12 protein-coding genes and 1 tRNA gene are annotated in these 18,702 nt (G+C 65.5%); all 13 read left to right on the top strand.

From position 1 onward, the window contains the following. The first annotated feature begins 305 nt into the window (after positions 1-305). Positions 306-382: transfer RNA gene (locus ASF20_RS16375), tRNA-Trp, on the top strand. A gap of 216 nt (positions 383-598) precedes the next feature. Beyond that, a complete protein-coding gene (gene secE, locus ASF20_RS16370; RefSeq protein ID WP_056218145.1) occupies positions 599-901 on the top strand; it encodes a preprotein translocase subunit SecE in 303 nt (100 codons plus the stop codon). Positions 902-967: 66 nt separating this feature from the next. Next, on the top strand, positions 968-1,501 hold the full coding sequence (nusG, locus tag ASF20_RS16365) for a transcription termination/antitermination protein NusG (RefSeq protein ID WP_056218143.1): 534 nt from the start codon (positions 968-970) through the stop codon (positions 1,499-1,501). A gap of 219 nt (positions 1,502-1,720) precedes the next feature. After that, the gene (gene rplK, locus ASF20_RS16360; RefSeq protein ID WP_056218139.1) at positions 1,721-2,173 is read left to right on the top strand and encodes a 50S ribosomal protein L11; all 453 of its coding nucleotides are present in this window, start codon (positions 1,721-1,723) and stop codon (positions 2,171-2,173) included. Between the two features lie 12 nt (positions 2,174-2,185). Then, complete coding sequence (rplA, locus tag ASF20_RS16355) at positions 2,186-2,884, top strand: 50S ribosomal protein L1 (RefSeq protein WP_056218136.1); 699 nt, start codon at positions 2,186-2,188, stop codon at positions 2,882-2,884. A gap of 282 nt (positions 2,885-3,166) precedes the next feature. Further along, on the top strand, positions 3,167-4,792 hold the full coding sequence (locus ASF20_RS16350; RefSeq protein WP_056218133.1) for a B12-binding domain-containing radical SAM protein: 1,626 nt from the start codon (positions 3,167-3,169) through the stop codon (positions 4,790-4,792). Positions 4,793-5,345: 553 nt separating this feature from the next. After that, positions 5,346-5,876 (top strand): 50S ribosomal protein L10, encoded by a 531-nt coding sequence (gene rplJ, locus ASF20_RS16345; protein WP_055954702.1) that lies wholly within the window; start codon positions 5,346-5,348, stop codon positions 5,874-5,876. Positions 5,877-5,933: 57 nt separating this feature from the next. Then, positions 5,934-6,314 (top strand): 50S ribosomal protein L7/L12, encoded by a 381-nt coding sequence (gene rplL / locus ASF20_RS16340; protein ID WP_056218129.1) that lies wholly within the window; start codon positions 5,934-5,936, stop codon positions 6,312-6,314. Between the two features lie 249 nt (positions 6,315-6,563). Next, entirely contained in the window at positions 6,564-10,688 is a 4,125-nt protein-coding gene (gene rpoB / locus ASF20_RS16335) for a DNA-directed RNA polymerase subunit beta (protein ID WP_056275830.1), read from the top strand. Between the two features lie 172 nt (positions 10,689-10,860). After that, entirely contained in the window at positions 10,861-15,069 is a 4,209-nt protein-coding gene (gene rpoC, locus ASF20_RS16330; protein WP_056275827.1) for a DNA-directed RNA polymerase subunit beta', read from the top strand. 447 nt (positions 15,070-15,516) lie between these two features. Then, a complete protein-coding gene (gene rpsL, locus ASF20_RS16325) occupies positions 15,517-15,888 on the top strand; it encodes a 30S ribosomal protein S12 (protein WP_018044234.1) in 372 nt (123 codons plus the stop codon). Between the two features lie 105 nt (positions 15,889-15,993). After that, the gene (gene rpsG, locus ASF20_RS16320) at positions 15,994-16,464 is read left to right on the top strand and encodes a 30S ribosomal protein S7 (protein ID WP_055954713.1); all 471 of its coding nucleotides are present in this window, start codon (positions 15,994-15,996) and stop codon (positions 16,462-16,464) included. A 30-nt stretch (positions 16,465-16,494) separates the two neighbouring features. Beyond that, a complete protein-coding gene (gene fusA, locus ASF20_RS16315) occupies positions 16,495-18,570 on the top strand; it encodes an elongation factor G (RefSeq protein ID WP_056275823.1) in 2,076 nt (691 codons plus the stop codon). Positions 18,571-18,702 lie beyond the last annotated feature (132 nt).

The following is an 18,702-nucleotide window of genomic DNA, read 5'->3' as shown; positions in this document are numbered from 1 at the left end:
CTTCGCCATCCGTGAAGGCGGACGCACCGTCGGCGCAGGCGTCGTCGCCGCCATCAACGAGTAGACCCGCCGCCATCGGGCGCCCCTCGCGGGACACCCGACCGGCGACACGACGCGGCGCCCCGGATCGCTCCGGGGCGCCGTTGTCGTTTCCGAGGTCCGCGTTTCCCAGGTCCGCGTTTCCAGGGTCCGCGCCGGCCTGAGAGCCGTCGCAAAGGTTCTTCGCCGACGACGCCGTTTGACCATTGCGAAGCCCTCGCGACCGGTCTATAGCAGCGCCGCGGCGAAGGACTCGTCCTTCGCATAGGAGTGTAGCTCAACTGGTCAGAGCGCCGGTCTCCAAAACCGGAGGTTGCGGGTTCGAGTCCCTCCACTCCTGCCATTTGGCCGCATCAGACCCGTTGATCCTCCCAGCCCTCTTCCCTTTCAGCAGATCGCTCCTCAGCGAAGTCCGGCCGGGCGCAGTCGACAAGCCCGGCGACTTGCGTTAGAGCGGTCGCCTTCCGAGATCGATGAAGGCCGTCGATGCAGGCTCCTCCCCGGAGCCGCCGCGTCGCGCTTTCCCGAAGCTCGGGCCGATCTCCCTGTTGTTGGCGCCATGGCATCGAACGAAGCATCGAAGAAAGTGGATCTCGCGCGCACCCCGCAGCGCGGCTCCACCACGCCGACGCCCCCTCGGGCGACCCCGCCGGTGCGCCCCGCGCAGAAGCGCGTGGGTCCGGCCGAGTTCCTGAGCCAGGTTCGCGACGAGGGCCGCAAGGTCACGTGGCCGACCCGCAAGGAGACCGTCGTGACCACCGTGATGGTGTTCATCATGGTTGTGGTGGCGAGCATCTTCTTCACGGTGGTGGACCAGGCGCTGCGCTATCTCGTGACTCTGATCCTTGGGGTCGGCGCCTAACAACTTCTCGGCCCGGGCGCGCTGCGGCGTGATCGGGCTGACTGACGTCAGGATTTGGTGAGAACCGTGTCGAAGCGCTGGTACATCGTCCACGCCTACTCGAATTTCGAGAACAAGGTCGCGCAGTCCATCAAGGATCAGGCGGCCCAGCGTGGCCTGATGGAGCTGTTCGACGAGGTCATGGTTCCGACCGAGAAGGTCGTCGAGGTGCGCCGGGGCCGCAAGGTCGATGCGGAACGCAAGTTCTTCCCCGGCTACGTCCTGGTGAAGTGCGACCTGACCGACGAGGTCTACCACCTCATCAAGAACACCCCGAAGGTGACGGGCTTCCTGGGCGCCGACAAGTCCAAGCCGGTTCCGATCCCGGATGCGGAGGCCGAGCGCATCAAGGGGCAGGTCGCCGAGGGCGTCGACCGTCCCAAGCCCTCCGTGTCCTTCGAGATCGGCGAGACGGTCCGGGTTTCCGACGGTCCCTTCGCCTCCTTCAACGGCACCGTCGAGGAGATCGACGAGAGCCGGTCGCGCCTCAAGGTCGCCGTGTCGATCTTCGGCCGCGCCACGCCGGTCGAGCTTGAATACGGGCAGGTCGAGAAGGTCTGATCCGGCCCCATTTCGGGTGAGCCGTCCCCGGCTCGCCCCATGTCCCTTCCCGCCCGGCCTCGGCCGCGCGCGAAACCACCGTCCCGCGCGACGGTGTCATACGCGGGAGGCCCGCCCGGTTCGCCGCCGGGGTCCACGGACCGAACCGCGACCTGCAACCGCCCGTTCCGTCCGCGCTGAGGCCAGCCGGATGCCGGGCATTCTTTGGGAGCAGTCCCTATGGCAAAGAAGATCACGGGCTACGTGAAGCTTCAGGTTCCGGCCGGCGCCGCGAACCCGTCGCCGCCCATCGGCCCCGCGCTCGGTCAGCGCGGCCTCAACATCATGGAATTCTGCAAGGCCTTCAATGCGAAGACCTCCCAGATCGAGAAGGGCACCCCGATCCCGGTCGTCATCACGGCGTACCAGGACCGCTCCTTCACCTTCGAGATGAAGCAGCCGCCGGTCACCTTCTTCCTGAAGAAGGCCGCCGGCCTGAAGATCGGCAAGAAGCCGGCTTCCGGCTCGAAGACCCCGGGCAAGGCCGGCTCCAATGTCGGCAAGGTGACCGAAGCGCAGCTGCGCGAGATCGCCGAGAAGAAGATGCCCGACCTGAACTGCGACTCGGTTGACGCCGCCGTCGCCATGATCCGTGGCTCCGCGCGGGCCATGGGCCTCGACGTCGTCGCTTAAGGGGAGGGCACAATGGCACACGAAGGCAAGCGCATCCGCGCCGCCCGCGAGGGCATCGACGCGCTCAAGCTCTATCCCATCGACGAGGCGATCAAGCTCGTGAAGGAGAAGGCCAGCGCCAAGTTCGACGAGACCGTCGAGATCTCGATGAATCTCGGCGTCGACCCGCGCCACGCCGACCAGATGGTCCGCGGCGTCTGCAACCTGCCCAACGGCTCCGGCCGCACGGTGCGGGTGGCGGTGTTCGCCCGCGGCGCCAAGGCCGACGAGGCCAAGGCTGCCGGCGCCGACATCGTGGGCGCCGAGGACCTCCTCGAGATCGTCCAGAGCGGCAAGATCGAGTTCGATCGCTGCATCGCGACCCCCGACCTGATGCCGCTCGTCGGCCGTCTCGGAAAGGTGCTCGGCCCGCGCGGCCTGATGCCGAACCCGAAGGTCGGCACCGTGACCATGGACGTGAAGGGCGCCGTCGCCGGCGCCAAGGGCGGCTCCGTCGAGTTCCGCGTCGAGAAGGCCGGCATCATCCACGCCGGTATCGGCAAGGTCTCGTTCGACGCCGACAAGCTCGTCGAGAACATCAAGGCTTTCGCCGACGCCGTCTCCAAGGCGAAGCCCGCCGGCGCCAAGGGCCAGTACGTCCAGCGCGTCGCCGTGACCTCCTCGATGGGTCCGGGCGTGAAGGTTGAGCCCGCGAGCGTCCTCACCGCCTGATCCTTCAGGCTTGAACAGAATAGAAGCGCCCGGCCTCGCGGCCGGGCGTTTTCGTTTGTGGTCAGGCTCGCCGGAACGGCTTCTCAACATTCGGCCGGCCCAAGCCCTCGGGGACTGCGTTCCCCGACCACCGCGCACCGGCGGTTCGGGTTCGACCACGATCAAAGAGCCGTGAGGGAGGAATGCCACGCGCCGTTCCAGGAGCGGACGGTCGTCGGAGCGCCCAAGAAAAGAACACAGGAGGGTGACGCCTTCGCGTAGGCCTGTGCTAGGTATGCAGTCATGCGATGCTCCCTCTCCGTGACCTCGAAGCGACGCATCCTGTGCGTCTTTCCCGCCTACACGCCGTCCTTCGGGACCTTCTCTCACGCCTACCCCCTGATGGGCGGCGTGAAGGCCTTCATGCCCCCGCAAGGGCTCCTGCTGATCGCGGCCTACATGCCCGAGTCGTGGGAGTACCGGTTCATCGACGAGAACATCGCCCGGGCCGGCGCAGCGGACTTCGCCTGGGCCGACGCGGTGTTCGTGTCCGGCATGCACATCCAGGCCCCGCAGATCCGGGATATCTACGCCCGCGCCCACGCGGCCGGGAAGGTGACGGCGCTGGGCGGCCCCTCGGTCTCCGGCTCCCCCGAACAGTATCCCGAATTCGACTACCTGCATCTCGGCGAGATCGGTGACGCCACCGACGAGCTGGTCGCGATCCTCGACCGCGATGTCTCGATCCCGGCGGCCCAGGTCCGCCTGGAGACCAAGGAGCGGCTCCCGCTCTCGGACTTCCCGGCCCCCGCCTACGAAGCGGCGCCCCTGAAGCGCTACCTCATCGGATCGCTGCAATTCTCCTCGGGTTGCCCCTATCGCTGCGAGTTCTGCGACATCCCGCAGCTCTACGGCCGCCAGCCGCGCCTGAAGAGCCCCGAGCAGATGCTCGGTGAGCTTGACGCCATCATCGCGCAGCCCGGCCATCCGGCGGTGGTCTACTTCGTCGACGACAACTTCATCGGCAACCGCAAGGCCACGAAGGACATGCTGCCCCACCTCGTGGCGTGGCAGAAGAAGAACGACTATCCGCTCCAGTTCGCCTGCGAGGCGACGTTGAACATGGCCAAGCAGCCCGACATCCTCGAGCTGATGCGGCAGGCCAACTTCATGACCGTCTTCGTCGGCATCGAGACGCCCGAGGAGGACGCCCTCGCGGGAATCGACAAGAAGCACAACGCCGCCGTGCCGATGTACGAGGCGATCGAGACCCTGAACCGCTTCGGCCTCGAGGTGACCTCGGGCATCATTCTCGGCCTCGACACGGACACCGATCAGTCGGAGCAGAAGCTCATCGACTTCATCGACAAGTCGGCCGTGCCGGTGCTGACGATGAACCTCCTGCAGGCGCTGCCGAAGACGCCGCTCTGGGATCGCCTGACCCGCGAGAACCGCCTCGTCCACGATGCGGCGCTCGAATCGAACGTGCTCTTCAAGCGCCCGCACGACGACGTCGTGGCCTCCTGGCGCCGGGCCATCGCCCACGCCTACGAGCCGGCGCAGATCTTCGAGCGCTTCCGGCACCAGGTGGAGGTGACCTACCCGAACCGGATCAAGACGCCGGTTAGGGGCAAGCTTACCCGCACCAACCTGCGCCGCGGCCTCGTGCTCGGCTTCAACATCGCTGTGCGCGTCGGACTGCTGTCCGATTACCGGCGGGTGTTCTGGCGCGCCGCCGGCCACGCCCTGAAGCGCGGACAGATCGAGGCGGTGTTCAACATGGGCTTCGTCGCCCACCACCTCATCCGCTTCACCCGGGAAGCCCTGCGCGGCGAGCACAATGCCTCGTTCTACGCCGCCAAGGCGGACCAGAAGCGCGACGCCCGCGAGCCCTGGTGGCGGGCCGCCCGCAAATTCCTGCCGACCTGACAGGCTTTTGCGGCCCATCCGCAGGCGGCTTCGGGCCGCCTGCGGCGTCAAGGGAAAAGCGTCGCCTGCGACGGAATAATCGCCCCGGGGCACTTGGCAGGCTGCTTGCAAGGCTCTATAGACCCCGCTCAACGTTTTCATACATGAGAAAGGAATCGACCGATCGGTCGCATTCCGATTGAGAGATCGCCTGGGCAACCGGGTGATGTTGGCCGGAAGGCTTTGAGGGGCATGAAACCCCTTCTGAGCTTCGTCCGGCCATGTCCTGTCCGAGACTGCAGGCGCCGGGTCACCGGCTTAATCCACACGCCTGCACAGACTGGGAAGACCGAAATTCTACTGCCCTCGCCGGGTCCGCATCGCGCGGGCAGGGTGAGGCATCGGTTTGAACCATCTCACCCATGTCGTCCACCCGTTCCGGGGGGCGGTAGGGGACAGGGCCGTGAAGCGTCGCCAAGGACGTTCCGGCTTCGTGTTAAGCCGAGTTCCGTCCCGGGCGGCATGTGCAACCGGCGGACCCGTTTTCGGGTTCCGCCAACCGGAGAGAGCCCCAGTGGACAGGACAGCCAAAGCTGATCTCGTCTCGACGCTCAACGGCGTGTTCGCGAACACCGCCGTCGTCGTCGTGGCCCACTACAAGGGCCTCACGGTCGCCGACATGCAGAAGCTGCGCTCGCAGATGAAGCAGGCCGGCGCCACCGTGAAGGTCACCAAGAACCGCCTCGCCAACATCGCTCTCGATGGCACGGACGTCGCCTCCATCAAGCCCCTCCTGAAGGGTCCGACCCTGCTCGCCTATTCGAGCGATCCGGTCGCGGCCGCCAAGGTTGCGGTGGACTTCGCCAAGGTCAACGACAAGCTCGTGATCCTCGGCGGCGCCATGGGCACGACCGCCCTGAACCCGGACGGTGTGAAGGCCCTCGCCTCGCTGCCGTCCCTCGACGAACTGCGCGGCAAGATCGTGGGCCTCATCCAGGCTCCCGCGACCAAGATCGCCCAGGTCGTCAACGCACCGGCGGCCAAGCTCGCCCGCGTGTTCGGGGCCTATGCCACCAAGGACGAGGCTCAGAGCGAAGCGGCCTGAGGCCGCATCGCCCTTTTCAACCCATCCGTTCAAACCGATATCCAAGGGAATACCAACATGGCTGATCTTGCCAAGCTCGTCGACGACCTGTCCTCGCTGACCGTTCTCGAGGCTGCCGACCTCGCCAAGATGCTCGAAGAGAAGTGGGGCGTCTCGGCCGCCGCTGCAGTCGCCGTGGCTGCCGGCCCGGCCGCCGGTGGTGGCGCTGCCGCCGCCGCCGAGGAGCAGACCGAGTTCACGGTCATGCTGACCGCCGCTGGCGACAAGAAGATCGAGGTCATCAAGGAGGTCCGCGCGATCACCGGCCTCGGCCTCAAGGAAGCCAAGGACCTCGTCGAGGGCGCTCCGAAGGCCGTCAAGGAGTCCGTCAACAAGGAAGAGGCCGAGAAGCTCAAGGCTCAGCTCGAGAAGGCTGGCGCCAAGGTCGAGCTCAAGTAAGACACTGCGATGGGCCGTTCCGGCCCGTCACTCTCCGTCGGGCCCCTCCGGGCCTGACGGCACCAACGGCCCGCGGGTTCACGCCCGTGGGCCATGGTCGCTTCAAGCGGCCCGACCGGCCCGCGCAAGGGCCACGGGATTTTCAGTTCGGGAAGGCGTCGTCCGGCGGGGCGGGCCCGAAGCCTGGTTGCGGGAGGCAGACGCCTTCCCCGGGCACCCGGTACGCGGGACGTAGGAGCGAGGTCACCCATGGCCAACACGCTGGTCGGTCGCAAGCGGATTCGCAAATTCTTCGGCAAGATCAAGGAAGTCGCCGAGATGCCGAACCTCATTGAGGTTCAGAAGGCGTCCTACGACCAGTTCCTGATCATGGATGAGCCGGAAGGCGGACGGGGCGACGAAGGCCTGCAGACCGTGTTCAAGTCGGTCTTCCCGATCTCGGACTTCTCCTCGACGGCCCTCCTCGAGTTCGTGAAGTACACGTTCGAGCAGCCGAAATACGACGTCGACGAGTGCCGCCAGCGCGGCATCACGTACGCAGCCCCGCTCAAGGTCACGCTGCGCCTCATCGTGTTCGATGTGGATCCGGATACCGGTGCGAAGTCGGTCAAGGACATCAAGGAGCAGGACGTCTACATGGGCGACATGCCCTTGATGACGGAGAACGGCACCTTCATCGTCAACGGCACCGAGCGCGTCATCGTCTCGCAGATGCACCGCTCCCCGGGCGTGTTCTTCGACCACGACAAGGGCAAGACTCACTCGTCGGGCAAGCTCCTGTTCGCCGCCCGCATCATCCCGTATCGCGGCTCCTGGCTCGACGTCGAGTTCGACGCCAAGGACATCGTGCACGTCCGCATCGACCGGAAGCGCAAGCTCCCGGTGACGTCGCTGCTGTTCGCCCTCGGCCTCGACGGCGAGGAGATCCTGTCGACCTTCTACAACCGCGTGATCTACGACCGGGACGGTGCCGACTGGCGCGTGCCCTACGACGCCGAGCGCCTGAAGGGCTTCAAGGCCTCCGTCGACCTCATCGACGCGGAGTCCGGCGAGGTCGTGCTCGAGGCCGGCAAGAAGCTGAACGCCCGCAACGCCCGGCAGATCGCCGAGCGCGGCGTGCAGTTCCTCAAGGCCACCGACGAGGACCTGATCGGCCAGTACATCGCCGAGGATCTCGTCAACGCCAAGACCGGCGAGATCTGGGCCGAGGCCGGCGACGAGATCTCCGACAAGCTCCTGAAGAGCCTCGAAGAGGTCGGCGTCTCCGAGCTTCCGGTTCTGGACATCGACCACATCAACGTCGGTCCCTACATCCGCAACACCCTTGCGGTGGACAAGAACTCGGCTCGCGAAGGCGCGCTGTTCGACATCTACCGGGTCATGCGCCCGGGTGAGCCGCCGACCCTCGACACCGCCGAGGCGATGTTCCACTCGCTGTTCTTCGATTCCGAGCGCTACGATCTCTCAGCCGTCGGCCGCGTGAAGATGAACATGCGCCTCGACCTCGACGCCGAGGACACCGTGCGGACGCTCCGCCGCGAGGACATGCTCGCGGTCGTGAAGGCGCTGGTGGACCTGCGCGACGGCAAGGGCGAGATCGACGACATCGATCACCTCGGCAACCGCCGGGTGCGCTCGGTCGGCGAGCTGATGGAGAACCAGTACCGCCTCGGCCTGCTCCGCATGGAGCGCGCGATCAAGGAGCGCATGTCCTCCGTCGACATCGACACGGTGATGCCGCAGGACCTCATCAACGCGAAGCCCGCGGCCGCGGCCGTGCGCGAGTTCTTCGGCTCGTCGCAGCTTTCGCAGTTCATGGACCAGACGAACCCGCTCTCGGAAGTGACGCACAAGCGTCGCCTCTCGGCGCTTGGCCCGGGCGGTCTGACCCGCGAGCGCGCCGGCTTCGAGGTGCGCGACGTTCACCCGACCCATTACGGCCGCATCTGCCCGATCGAGACGCCGGAAGGCCCGAACATCGGTCTGATCAACTCCCTCGCCACCTTCGCACGGGTGAACAAGTACGGCTTCATCGAGACCCCCTTCCGGCGGGTGAAAGACGGCGTCGTCACCACCGACGTCGCCTATCTCTCGGCGATGGAGGAGGCGAAGTACTACGTCGCCCAGGCCAACGCGCAGATGGACGAGACCTTCAAGCTGACGGAGGACCTCGTGGTCTGCCGTCGGGCCGGTGACGTCATCGTCGTGCCCCCCGATCGCGTCGATCTCATGGACGTGTCGCCGAAGCAGCTCGTCTCGGTCGCCGCCGCGCTCATCCCGTTCCTCGAGAACGACGACGCGAACCGCGCGCTGATGGGTTCGAACATGCAGCGCCAGGCGGTGCCGCTGGTGCGCGCCGATGCGCCCTTCGTCGGCACCGGCATGGAGGCCGTGGTCGCCCGCGACTCCGGCGCCGCCATCGCCGCCCGCCGCACCGGCATCGTCGACCAGGTGGACGCCACCCGTATCGTGATCCGGGCCACCGAAGAGGCCGACGCCAACAAGCCCGGCGTTGACATCTATCGCCTGCAGAAGTTCCAGCGCTCCAACCAGTCGACCTGCATCACGCAGAAGCCGCTCGTTCGCGTCGGCGAGGCCGTGAAGAAGGGCGAGATCATCGCCGACGGCCCCTCGACGGAGTTCGGCGAGCTCGCCCTCGGCCGGAACGTGCTCGTCGCGTTCATGCCGTGGAACGGCTACAACTTCGAGGACTCGATCCTGCTCTCTGAGCGGATCGTGAAGGATGACGTGTTCACCTCGATTCACATCGAGGAATTCGAGGTGATGGCCCGAGACACCAAGCTCGGTCCGGAAGAGATCACCCGCGACATCCCGAACGTCTCCGAAGAGGCGCTCAAGAACCTCGACGAAGCCGGCATCGTCTATATCGGCGCCGAGGTTCACGCCGGCGACATTCTGTGCGGCAAGATCACGCCGAAGGGCGAGAGCCCGATGACGCCGGAGGAGAAACTCCTCCGCGCCATCTTCGGCGAGAAGGCGTCCGACGTGCGCGACACCTCGCTCCGGGTCCCCCCGGGCGTGACCGGCACGATCGTCGAGGTCCGGGTGTTCAACCGCCACGGCGTCGACAAGGATGAGCGCGCCCAGGCGATCGAGCGCGAGGAGATCGAGCGCCTCGCCAAGGACCGCGATGACGAGCAGGCGATCCTGGATCGCAACACCTACGCGCGTCTCGCCACGGTCCTCATCGGCCAGGCGCCCATCGCGGGGCCGAAGGGCTTCAAGAAGGAGGCCACGCTCACCCGCGAGCTCCTCAGCGAGTACCCGCGTTCGCAGTGGTGGCAGTTCGCCGTCATCGACGACCGTCTCATGACCGAGATGGAAGCGATGCAGAAGCAGTACGACGAATCGAAGAAGCGCCTCGAGCAGCGCTTCCTCGACAAGGTCGAGAAGCTGCAGCGCGGCGACGAGCTCCCGCCCGGCGTCATGAAGATGGTCAAGGTCTTCGTGGCGGTGAAGCGCAAGATCCAGCCCGGCGACAAGATGGCCGGTCGCCACGGCAACAAGGGCGTCGTCTCCCGGATCGTGCCGATAGAGGACATGCCGTTCCTGGAAGACGGAACGCATGCCGACATCGTCCTGAACCCGCTCGGCGTGCCCTCGCGCATGAACGTCGGCCAGATCCTCGAGACTCACCTGGGTTGGGCCGCGGCCGGACTTGGCCGCAAGGTCAGTCAGGCGGTGGATGCCTACCTGCGCAGCAACGACATCGCGCCCCTGAAGGCGGAGATGGAGGCGATCTACTCGCCGTCCGAGCTGGAAGGTCTGACCGACGAGGAGATGGCGGAGGCCGCCAACAACGTGCGCCGCGGCGTACCGATGGCGACCCCGGTGTTCAACGGCGCCAAGGAAGCCGACATCGAGCAGATGCTGGAGATGGCCGGTCTCGACCGGTCGGCCCAGTCGACGCTCTATGACGGCCGCTCGGGCGAGCCCTTCGATCGCAAGGTGACGATGGGCTACATCTACATGCTGAAGCTGCACCACCTCGTGGACGACAAGATCCACGCCCGGTCGATCGGCCCGTACTCCCTGGTCACCCAGCAGCCGCTGGGCGGAAAGGCGCAGTTCGGCGGTCAGCGCTTCGGCGAGATGGAGGTCTGGGCCCTCGAAGCCTACGGCGCCGCGTACACGCTGCAGGAGATGCTCACGGTCAAGTCGGACGACGTCGCAGGCCGCACCAAGGTCTACGAGGCCATCGTGCGCGGCGACGACACCTTCGAGGCCGGCATCCCCGAGTCGTTCAACGTGCTTGTCAAAGAAATGCGCTCGCTGGGTCTCAACGTGGAGCTCACTTCCTCGAAGAAGCTCGCCAACGACCAGATCGAGCCGCCCGCAGAGGCGGCCGAATAACCACCGCATCACGCTCCCGCGCCGGGTTCGACCCCGGCGCGGTCGGAGCGGGGAGGGGCAGGGCCTCCCGTTCTACGGTCAGTGACGATCCGGCCGGTCGTTGCGCCGCATCCGTTTTCAGCACGCGGTCAGCCCCTCGGCGGAGGGTGCGCCACGTCAGCAGGAGTAGATCATGAACCAAGAGGTCATGAATCTTTTCAATCAGCAGGCTCAGCCCCAGAGCTTCGACCAGATCAAGATCTCGATCTCGTCGCCGGAAAAGATCCTCTCGTGGTCTTTCGGCGAGATCAAGAAGCCCGAGACGATCAACTATCGCACGTTCAAGCCCGAGCGTGACGGCCTGTTCTGCGCGCGGATCTTCGGGCCGATCAAGGATTACGAGTGCTTGTGCGGCAAGTACAAGCGCATGAAGTACAAGGGCGTCATCTGTGAGAAGTGCGGCGTCGAGGTCACCCTCGCGCGCGTCCGGCGCGACCGCATGGGCCATATCGAGCTCGCCGCCCCCGTCGCCCACATCTGGTTCCTGAAGTCGCTGCCCTCGCGCATCGGCCTGCTGCTCGACATGGCCCTCAAGGACCTCGAGCGGATCCTGTACTTCGAGTCCTATTGCGTCATCGAGCCGGGCCTCACCCCCCTCAAGGAGCGTCAGCTCCTGTCGGAGGAGGAGTACCTGCGCGCTCAGGAGGAGTACGGCGAGGACAGCTTCACCGCCATGATCGGCGCCGAGGCCATCCGCCGGATCCTGCAGGAGCTCGACCTCGACGGCATCGCCGATGCCCTGCGCGAGGAGATTGCTACCACCACGTCCGAGCTGAAGCCCAAGAAGCTCCTCAAGCGCCTGAAGATCATCGAGGCCTTCCAGATGTCGGGCAACAAGCCCGAGTGGATGATCCTCACCGTGGTTCCGGTGATCCCGCCGGACCTGCGCCCGCTCGTCCCCCTGGATGGCGGCCGCTTCGCCACGTCCGATCTCAACGATCTCTACCGCCGCGTCATCAACCGCAACAACCGGCTCAAGCGGCTGATCGAGCTGCGGGCGCCGGACATCATCATCCGCAACGAGAAGCGCATGCTTCAGGAAGCGGTCGACGCGCTGTTCGACAACGGCCGCCGCGGCCGCGTTATCACGGGCGCCAACAAGCGTCCTCTGAAGTCGCTCGCCGACATGCTGAAGGGCAAGCAGGGCCGCTTCCGTCAGAACCTCCTCGGCAAGCGCGTCGACTATTCCGGCCGTTCGGTCATCGTCGTCGGTCCGGAGCTGAAGCTGCACCAGTGCGGCCTGCCGAAGAAGATGGCACTGGAGCTGTTCAAGCCGTTCATCTACGCGCGCCTCGACGCCAAGGGCTTCTCCGCCACGGTGAAGCAGGCCAAGAAGCTCGTGGAGAAGGAGAAGCCGGAGGTCTGGGACATCCTCGATGAGGTGATCCGCGAGCATCCGGTGATGCTGAACCGCGCGCCGACCCTGCACCGCCTCGGCATCCAGGCCTTCGAGCCCAAGCTGATCGAGGGCAAGGCGATCCAGCTGCACCCGCTGGTCTGCACCGCCTTCAACGCGGATTTCGACGGCGACCAGATGGCCGTGCACGTCCCCCTGAGCCTCGAGGCTCAGCTGGAAGCGCGCGTCCTGATGATGTCGACCAACAACATCCTGCATCCGGCGAACGGTCACCCGATCATCGTGCCGTCGCAGGACATCGTGCTCGGCCTCTACTACCTGTCGATCGTGGCCGAGGGGGCGATCGGCGCCTTCGACCCGACCAACAAGCAGAACCCGATGCAGGGCGTCTTCGGCAACATCGGCGAGCTCGAGCATGCCCTGGCGGCCAAGACCGTCAAGCTGCACACGAAGATCCGCTGGCGCTGGAACGGCATCGGCCCCGATGGCGAGCCGCTGACGAAGACCTACGACACCACGCCGGGCCGGGTGATCCTGTCCACGGCCCTGCCGCAGCACGCCAAGGTGCCTTTCGACGTCGTCAACAAGCTGATGACCAAGAAAGAGATCTCCGCGATGATCGACACCGTCTACCGCCACTGCGGTCAGAAGGAGTCGGTGATCTTCTGTGATCGCATCATGGCGCTGGGCTTCAACCACGCATTCAAGGCCGGCATCTCGTTCGGCAAGGACGACATGGTCGTGCCTGCGAACAAGTGGTCGATCGTCGGGTCGACCCGCGATCTGGTCAAGGAGTTCGAGCAGCAGTTCAACGACGGCCTGATCACCCAGGGTGAGAAGTACAACAAGGTCGTCGACGCCTGGGGCAAGTGCTCGGCCCGGCTCGCGGACGAGATGATGGCCGCGATCTCCGCGGTCCAGAAGGACGAGAACGGGACCGACAAGCAGGTCAACTCGGTCTACATGATGGCGAATTCCGGCGCTCGCGGCTCCCGCGAGCAGATGCGCCAGCTCGCCGCCATGCGCGGCCTGATGAGCAAGCCCTCGGGCGAGATCATCGAGACGCCAATCATCTCGAACTTCAAGGAAGGCCTCGACGTGCTCGAGTACTTCAACTCCACCCACGGTGCCCGTAAGGGTCTCGCGGACACGGCGTTGAAGACCGCGAACTCGGGCTACCTGACCCGGCGTCTCGTCGACGTGGCCCAGGACGCCGTCATCCGCGAGGTCGATTGCGGCACCACCAACGGCATCCGCATGCGCGCCATCGTGGATGCCGGCCAGGTCGTGGCCCCGCTCGCCATCCGCATCCTCGGCCGCGCCACGGCCGAGGATCTGGTGGCCCTCGACGGCACGGTGATCGTCAAGACCAACGAGACGATCGAGGAGAAGCACCTGCCGGCCATCCAGGCCGCCGGGATCCAGGAGGTCAAGATCCGTTCGGTGCTCGTCTGCGCCACGAAGAGCGGCGTCTGCGCCACCTGCTACGGGCGCGACCTCGCCCGCGGCACGCCCGTGAACATGGGTGAGGCGGTCGGCGTCATCGCCGCCCAGTCGATCGGCGAGCCGGGCACCCAGCTCACCATGCGCACCTTCCACATCGGCGGCGCCGCCCAGATCTCCGACTCGTCCTTCATCGAGTCGAGCTTCGAGGGCACGATCAAGATCCGGAACCGCGCCCTGGCACGGAACTCGGATGGCGATCTCATCGCCACCGGCCGCAACGTCTCCATCGTCATCGTCGGGGTCGACGGCACCGAGCGCGCCAACCACCGCCTGCAATACGGCGCAAAGTTGCGCGTGGACGAGGGCGACACCGTCAAGCGGGGCCAGCGCATCGCCGAGTGGGACCCCTACACCCGTCCGATCATCACCGAGACGGACGGAATCGTGGCCTACGAGGACCTCATCGACGGCCAGTCGATCACCGAGACCACCGACGAGTCGACCGGCATCGCCAAGCGCGTCGTCATCGACTGGCGCGGGACGGCCCGCACCGCCGACCTCAAGCCGGCGATGCTGGTGCTCGATGCCGACGGCAAGCCGATGAAGCTGCCGCGCGGCTCGGACGCCCGCTACTTCCTGCCCGTCGACGCCATCATCGGCTACGATCCAGGTGCGAAGGTGAAGGCCGGCGACATCCTGGCCCGCGTCTCCGCCGACTCGGCCAAGACCCGCGACATCACCGGCGGTCTGCCGCGGGTGGCGGAACTGTTCGAGGCCCGTCGTCCCAAGGACGCGGCCATCATTGCGGAGAAGTCGGGTACGATTCAGTTCGGGCGCGATTACAAGAACAAGCGTCGCCTGACGCTGACGCCGCATGATGGGTCCGAGGCGGTCGAGTACCTGATCCCGAAGGGCAAGCACATCCACCTTCAGGACGGCGACGTGGTCGAGCTCGGCGACTACATCGTCGACGGCAATCCGGCCCCGCACGACATCCTGGCGATCAAGGGCGTGGAGGAGCTCGCTGCCTACCTCGTCAACGAGATTCAGGAAGTCTACCGGCTGCAGGGCGTGTCGATCAACGACAAGCACATCGAGGTCATCGTCAGGCAGATGCTGCAGAAGGTCGAAATCACCGACGGCGGCGATTCCGACATCCTGACGGGCGACCAGATCGACCGGACGGAGCTGGCGGAGATCAACGAGAAGCTGCTTGCCGAGGGCAAGAAGCCGGTCGTGGGCGTACCGGTCCTCCTGGGTATCACCAAGGCAAGCCTGCAGACGAAGTCGTTCATCTCGGCGGCGTCGTTCCAGGAGACCACCCGCGTGCTCACGGAGGCGGCCGTCAACGGGAAGATCGATTACCTCGAAGGACTCAAGGAGAACGTGATCGTCGGGTCGCTGATCCCGGCCGGCACGGGCTCCATGGCGGCCGAGATCCGCGCCGTGGCGCGCCGTCGCGACAACCTTATCCTGCAGCAGAAGGCCGCCGAGAGCGGGGCTCAGCCCCTCTCCGAGCTGCCGCCCGCCGCGGAATAAGCGATCGCTCCAACGCGACGAATAGGAAGGGGCCGCCCCAAGGGGCGGCCCCTTTCGCATGGGTGCCGTCCGTCCGGATCTGCGGCGCGTTCGTGCCCCGCAACTTCATGAACTTGTAACGGAATGGGTTGACGCGGGGCGAATCCGCCTCTATCAGGCCCTCATTGAACGGCTGGCCGTAGGCAGCAATCGATCGTGAGGCCCAGAGCCTCGATCCAGGCTTCCTAAACGCATCCGACTTCAACAGACGAACACGTGTCAGCCCGGCACGATCGCTTGCTTCGATGCAGGTGATCCTCTGCTTGCAACGGCGCGCCAAAGGCTGACATCAGCCTGGGGCGCGGCTTTGCGTTTCGTCGCACGCCACGTGCGATGCCGGGGCCGGCCAGAACGAGATTTGGATTTCGACGGTCACCGCTGCAGGTGACGCGTTTCGAGAGGATTGGCATGCCGACGATCAACCAGCTGATCGCTCAGCCGCGCAAGGCGCAGAAGAGCCGCAACAAGGTGCCGGCGCTCGACGCCTGCCCGCAGAAGCGTGGCGTCTGCACCCGCGTCTACACGACGACCCCGAAGAAGCCGAACTCCGCGCTCCGCAAGGTTGCCAAGGTTCGCCTGACCAACGGCTTCGAGGTCATCGGTTACATCCCGGGCGAGGGCCACAACCTTCAGGAGCACTCCGTGGTGATGATCCGCGGCGGCCGCGTGAAGGACCTTCCCGGCGTGCGCTACCACATCCTGCGCGGCGTGCTCGACACGCAGGGCGTCAAGGGTCGCAAGCAGCGCCGCTCCAAGTACGGCGCCAAGCGTCCGAAGTAAGACCGACATTCGCGCACCCTGTAAGGATGTCGCCGGCCTCCCAGAGGCTCAAGGCGGCCTGCGCAGGGTGGTTTCAAGAAGACCAAGTTTAAGACGGAGCGAGCGATGTCCCGCCGCCATTCTGCCGAGAAGCGTGAGATCATCCCGGACCCGAAGTACGGGGACATCGTGCTGACCAAGTTCATGAATTCGATCATGTACGAGGGCAAGAAGTCCACCGCTGAGCGGATCGTCTACGGTGCCTTCGACATCGTCGAGAATCGCGCCCGCGCCAACCCGATCGAGGTCTTCCGCGCTGCCCTCGAGAACGTCGCCCCGGCCATCGAAGTCCGCTCCCGCCGCGTCGGCGGCGCGACCTACCAGGTCCCCGTCGAAGTGCGTACGGAGCGCCGCCAGGCGCTCGCCATCCGTTGGCTGATCCAGGCTGCCCGCGGCCGGAACGACCGCACCATGGTCGAGCGTCTCTCCGCCGAGCTGCTCGACGCCGCGAACAACCGCGGCAACGCCGTGAAGAAGCGGGAAGACACCCACCGGATGGCGGAAGCCAACCGCGCCTTCTCGCACTACCGCTGGTAAGCGGACCCGGACCCTTTCAGGAGCAATCCGATGCCCCGCACGCACGCGATCGAGGACTACCGCAACTTCGGCATCATGGCTCACATCGATGCCGGCAAGACCACGACCACCGAGCGGATCCTCTACTACACCGGCAAATCCCATAAGATCGGCGAAGTCCACGACGGCGCCGCGACGATGGATTGGATGACGCAGGAGCAGGAGCGTGGCATCACGATCACGTCCGCCGCGACCACCTGCTTCTGGCGCGACAAGCGCCTGAACATCATCGACACTCCCGGCCACGTGGACTTCACCATCGAGGTGGAGCGCTCGCTCCGCGTTCTCGACGGCGCCGTTTGCGTGCTGGATGGCAACCAGGGCGTCGAGCCTCAGACGGAAACCGTCTGGCGCCAGGCCGACAAGTATGACGTGCCGCGCGTCGTGTTCGTCAACAAGATGGACAAGATCGGCGCCGACTTCTTCAAGTGCGTGGCCGACATCATCGACCGGGTCGCCGGTAAGCCTGTATGCCTGCAGCTGCCGATCGGTGCCGAGACGACCTTCAAGGGCGTCATCGACCTGATCAAGATGAAGGCCATCGTCTGGACCTCCGAGAAGCTTGGCGCGGATTTCTCCGAGACCGAGATCCCGGCCGATCTTGCCGACCAGGCTGCGGAGTACCGCATCAAGCTCGTCGAGGCTTGCGTCGAGATGGATGACGACGCGATGGCCGCGTATCTGGACGGCGTCGAGCCGGATCAGGCAACGATGCACCGTCTCGTCCGCACGGCCGTGCAGCGTCGTGCTTTCCATCCCGTGCTCTGCGGTTCGGCCTTCAAGAACAAGGGCGTTCAGCCGCTCCTCGATGCGGTCGTGGATTATCTGCCGTCGCCCGCCGATCGCGGCGAGATCAAGGGCCTCGACTTCAAGACCGAGGAAGAGACCGTCCGTCACCCGGCCGATTCCGATCCTTTCTCCATGCTCGCCTTCAAGATCATGGACGATCCGCACGTCGGCACGATCACTTTCTGCCGGGTCTACTCGGGCAAGATCGAGTCCGGTGCCAACGTCCTGAACTCCTCGCGCGACAAGAAGGAGCGTGTCGGCCGCATGCTCCTGATGCATGCCAACAACCGCGAGGACGTCAAGGAAGCCTTCACGGGCGACATCGTCGCCCTGGCTGGCCTCAAGGAAACCCGCACAGGCGATACGCTGTGCGATCCGAAGGACGCCGTCATCCTCGAGAAGATGGAGTTCCCGGAGCCGGTGATCGAGATCGCCGTCGAGCCGAAGTCGAAGGCCGATCAGGAAAAGCTCGGAATCGCCTTGGCCAAGCTCGCCGCCGAGGACCCGTCGTTCCGGGTCTCGACGGACCAGGAGTCGGGCCAGACCATCCTTCGTGGCATGGGCGAGCTTCACCTCGACATCAAGGTCGACATTCTCCGCCGGACCTACATGGTCGATGCGAATATCGGTCAGCCGCAGGTTGCGTATCGTGAGAAGCTGACGAAGCGCACCGAGATCGACTACACCCATAAGAAGCAGACCGGTGGTACCGGTCAGTTCGCCCGGGTGAAGTTCATCGTGGAGCCCAACGAGCCCGGCAAGGGCTTCGAGTTCTCCTCGAAGATCATCGGCGGCACGGTGCCGAAGGAGTACATCCCGGGCGTTGAAAAGGGTCTGAATTCGGTGCTCGGCGCCGGTATTCTGGCCGGCTTCCCGGTGGTCGACATCAAGGTCGAGCTGATCGACGGCGCCTACCACGATGTCGACTCGTCGGCCCTCGCCTTCGAAATCGCGTCGCGTGCCGCGCTCCGTGAGGCCCTTCAGAAGGGCGGCTCGGTGCTCCTCGAGCCGGTCATGAAGGTCGAAGTCGTCTCGCCGGAAGAGTATACCGGCTCGGTGATCGGCGATCTCAACTCCCGTCGCGGCCAAATCCAGGGCCAGGACATGCGTGGCAACGCGAACGTCATCAACGCGATGGTGCCGCTGGCCAACATGTTCGGTTACGTGAACCAGCTCCGGTCCTTCTCGCAGGGCCGCGCCAACTTCACGATGCAGTTCGACCATTACGAAGAGGTGCCGCGCGGCGAGGCCGAGAAGGTCGTCGCCAAGTACGCCTAAGCCGGCGGCGCCCTTCGGGGCGCCTCCCGCACCCCTTCAGACGCAACATCAGATCAGACGGAGCCTATCATGGCCAAAGAGAAATTCGCGCGTACGAAGCCGCACTGCAACATTGGCACGATCGGTCACGTG

Origin of the sequence: Methylobacterium sp. Leaf88 (assembly GCF_001422795.1) — a bacterium.
In the GTDB taxonomy this organism is placed as follows: Bacteria; Pseudomonadota; Alphaproteobacteria; order Rhizobiales; family Beijerinckiaceae; genus Methylobacterium.
This window is presented reverse-complemented; position numbering and strand designations above follow the sequence as displayed.

What these genes read in the sequence shown, in the direction of transcription:
- secE (WP_056218145.1), top strand. Translation starts at nt 599, where the DNA reads ATGGCATCGAACGAAGCATCGAAGAAAGTGGATCTCGCGCGCACCCCG.
- rplK (WP_056218139.1), top strand. Translation starts at nt 1,721, where the DNA reads ATGGCAAAGAAGATCACGGGCTACGTGAAGCTTCAGGTTCCGGCCGGC.
- rplA (WP_056218136.1), top strand. Translation starts at nt 2,186, where the DNA reads ATGGCACACGAAGGCAAGCGCATCCGCGCCGCCCGCGAGGGCATCGAC.
- ASF20_RS16350 (WP_056218133.1), top strand. Translation starts at nt 3,167, where the DNA reads ATGCGATGCTCCCTCTCCGTGACCTCGAAGCGACGCATCCTGTGCGTC.
- rplL (WP_056218129.1), top strand. Translation starts at nt 5,934, where the DNA reads ATGGCTGATCTTGCCAAGCTCGTCGACGACCTGTCCTCGCTGACCGTT.
- rpoB (WP_056275830.1), top strand. Translation starts at nt 6,564, where the DNA reads ATGGCCAACACGCTGGTCGGTCGCAAGCGGATTCGCAAATTCTTCGGC.
- rpoC (WP_056275827.1), top strand. Translation starts at nt 10,861, where the DNA reads ATGAACCAAGAGGTCATGAATCTTTTCAATCAGCAGGCTCAGCCCCAG.
- rpsL (WP_018044234.1), top strand. Translation starts at nt 15,517, where the DNA reads ATGCCGACGATCAACCAGCTGATCGCTCAGCCGCGCAAGGCGCAGAAG.
- rpsG (WP_055954713.1), top strand. Translation starts at nt 15,994, where the DNA reads ATGTCCCGCCGCCATTCTGCCGAGAAGCGTGAGATCATCCCGGACCCG.
- fusA (WP_056275823.1), top strand. Translation starts at nt 16,495, where the DNA reads ATGCCCCGCACGCACGCGATCGAGGACTACCGCAACTTCGGCATCATG.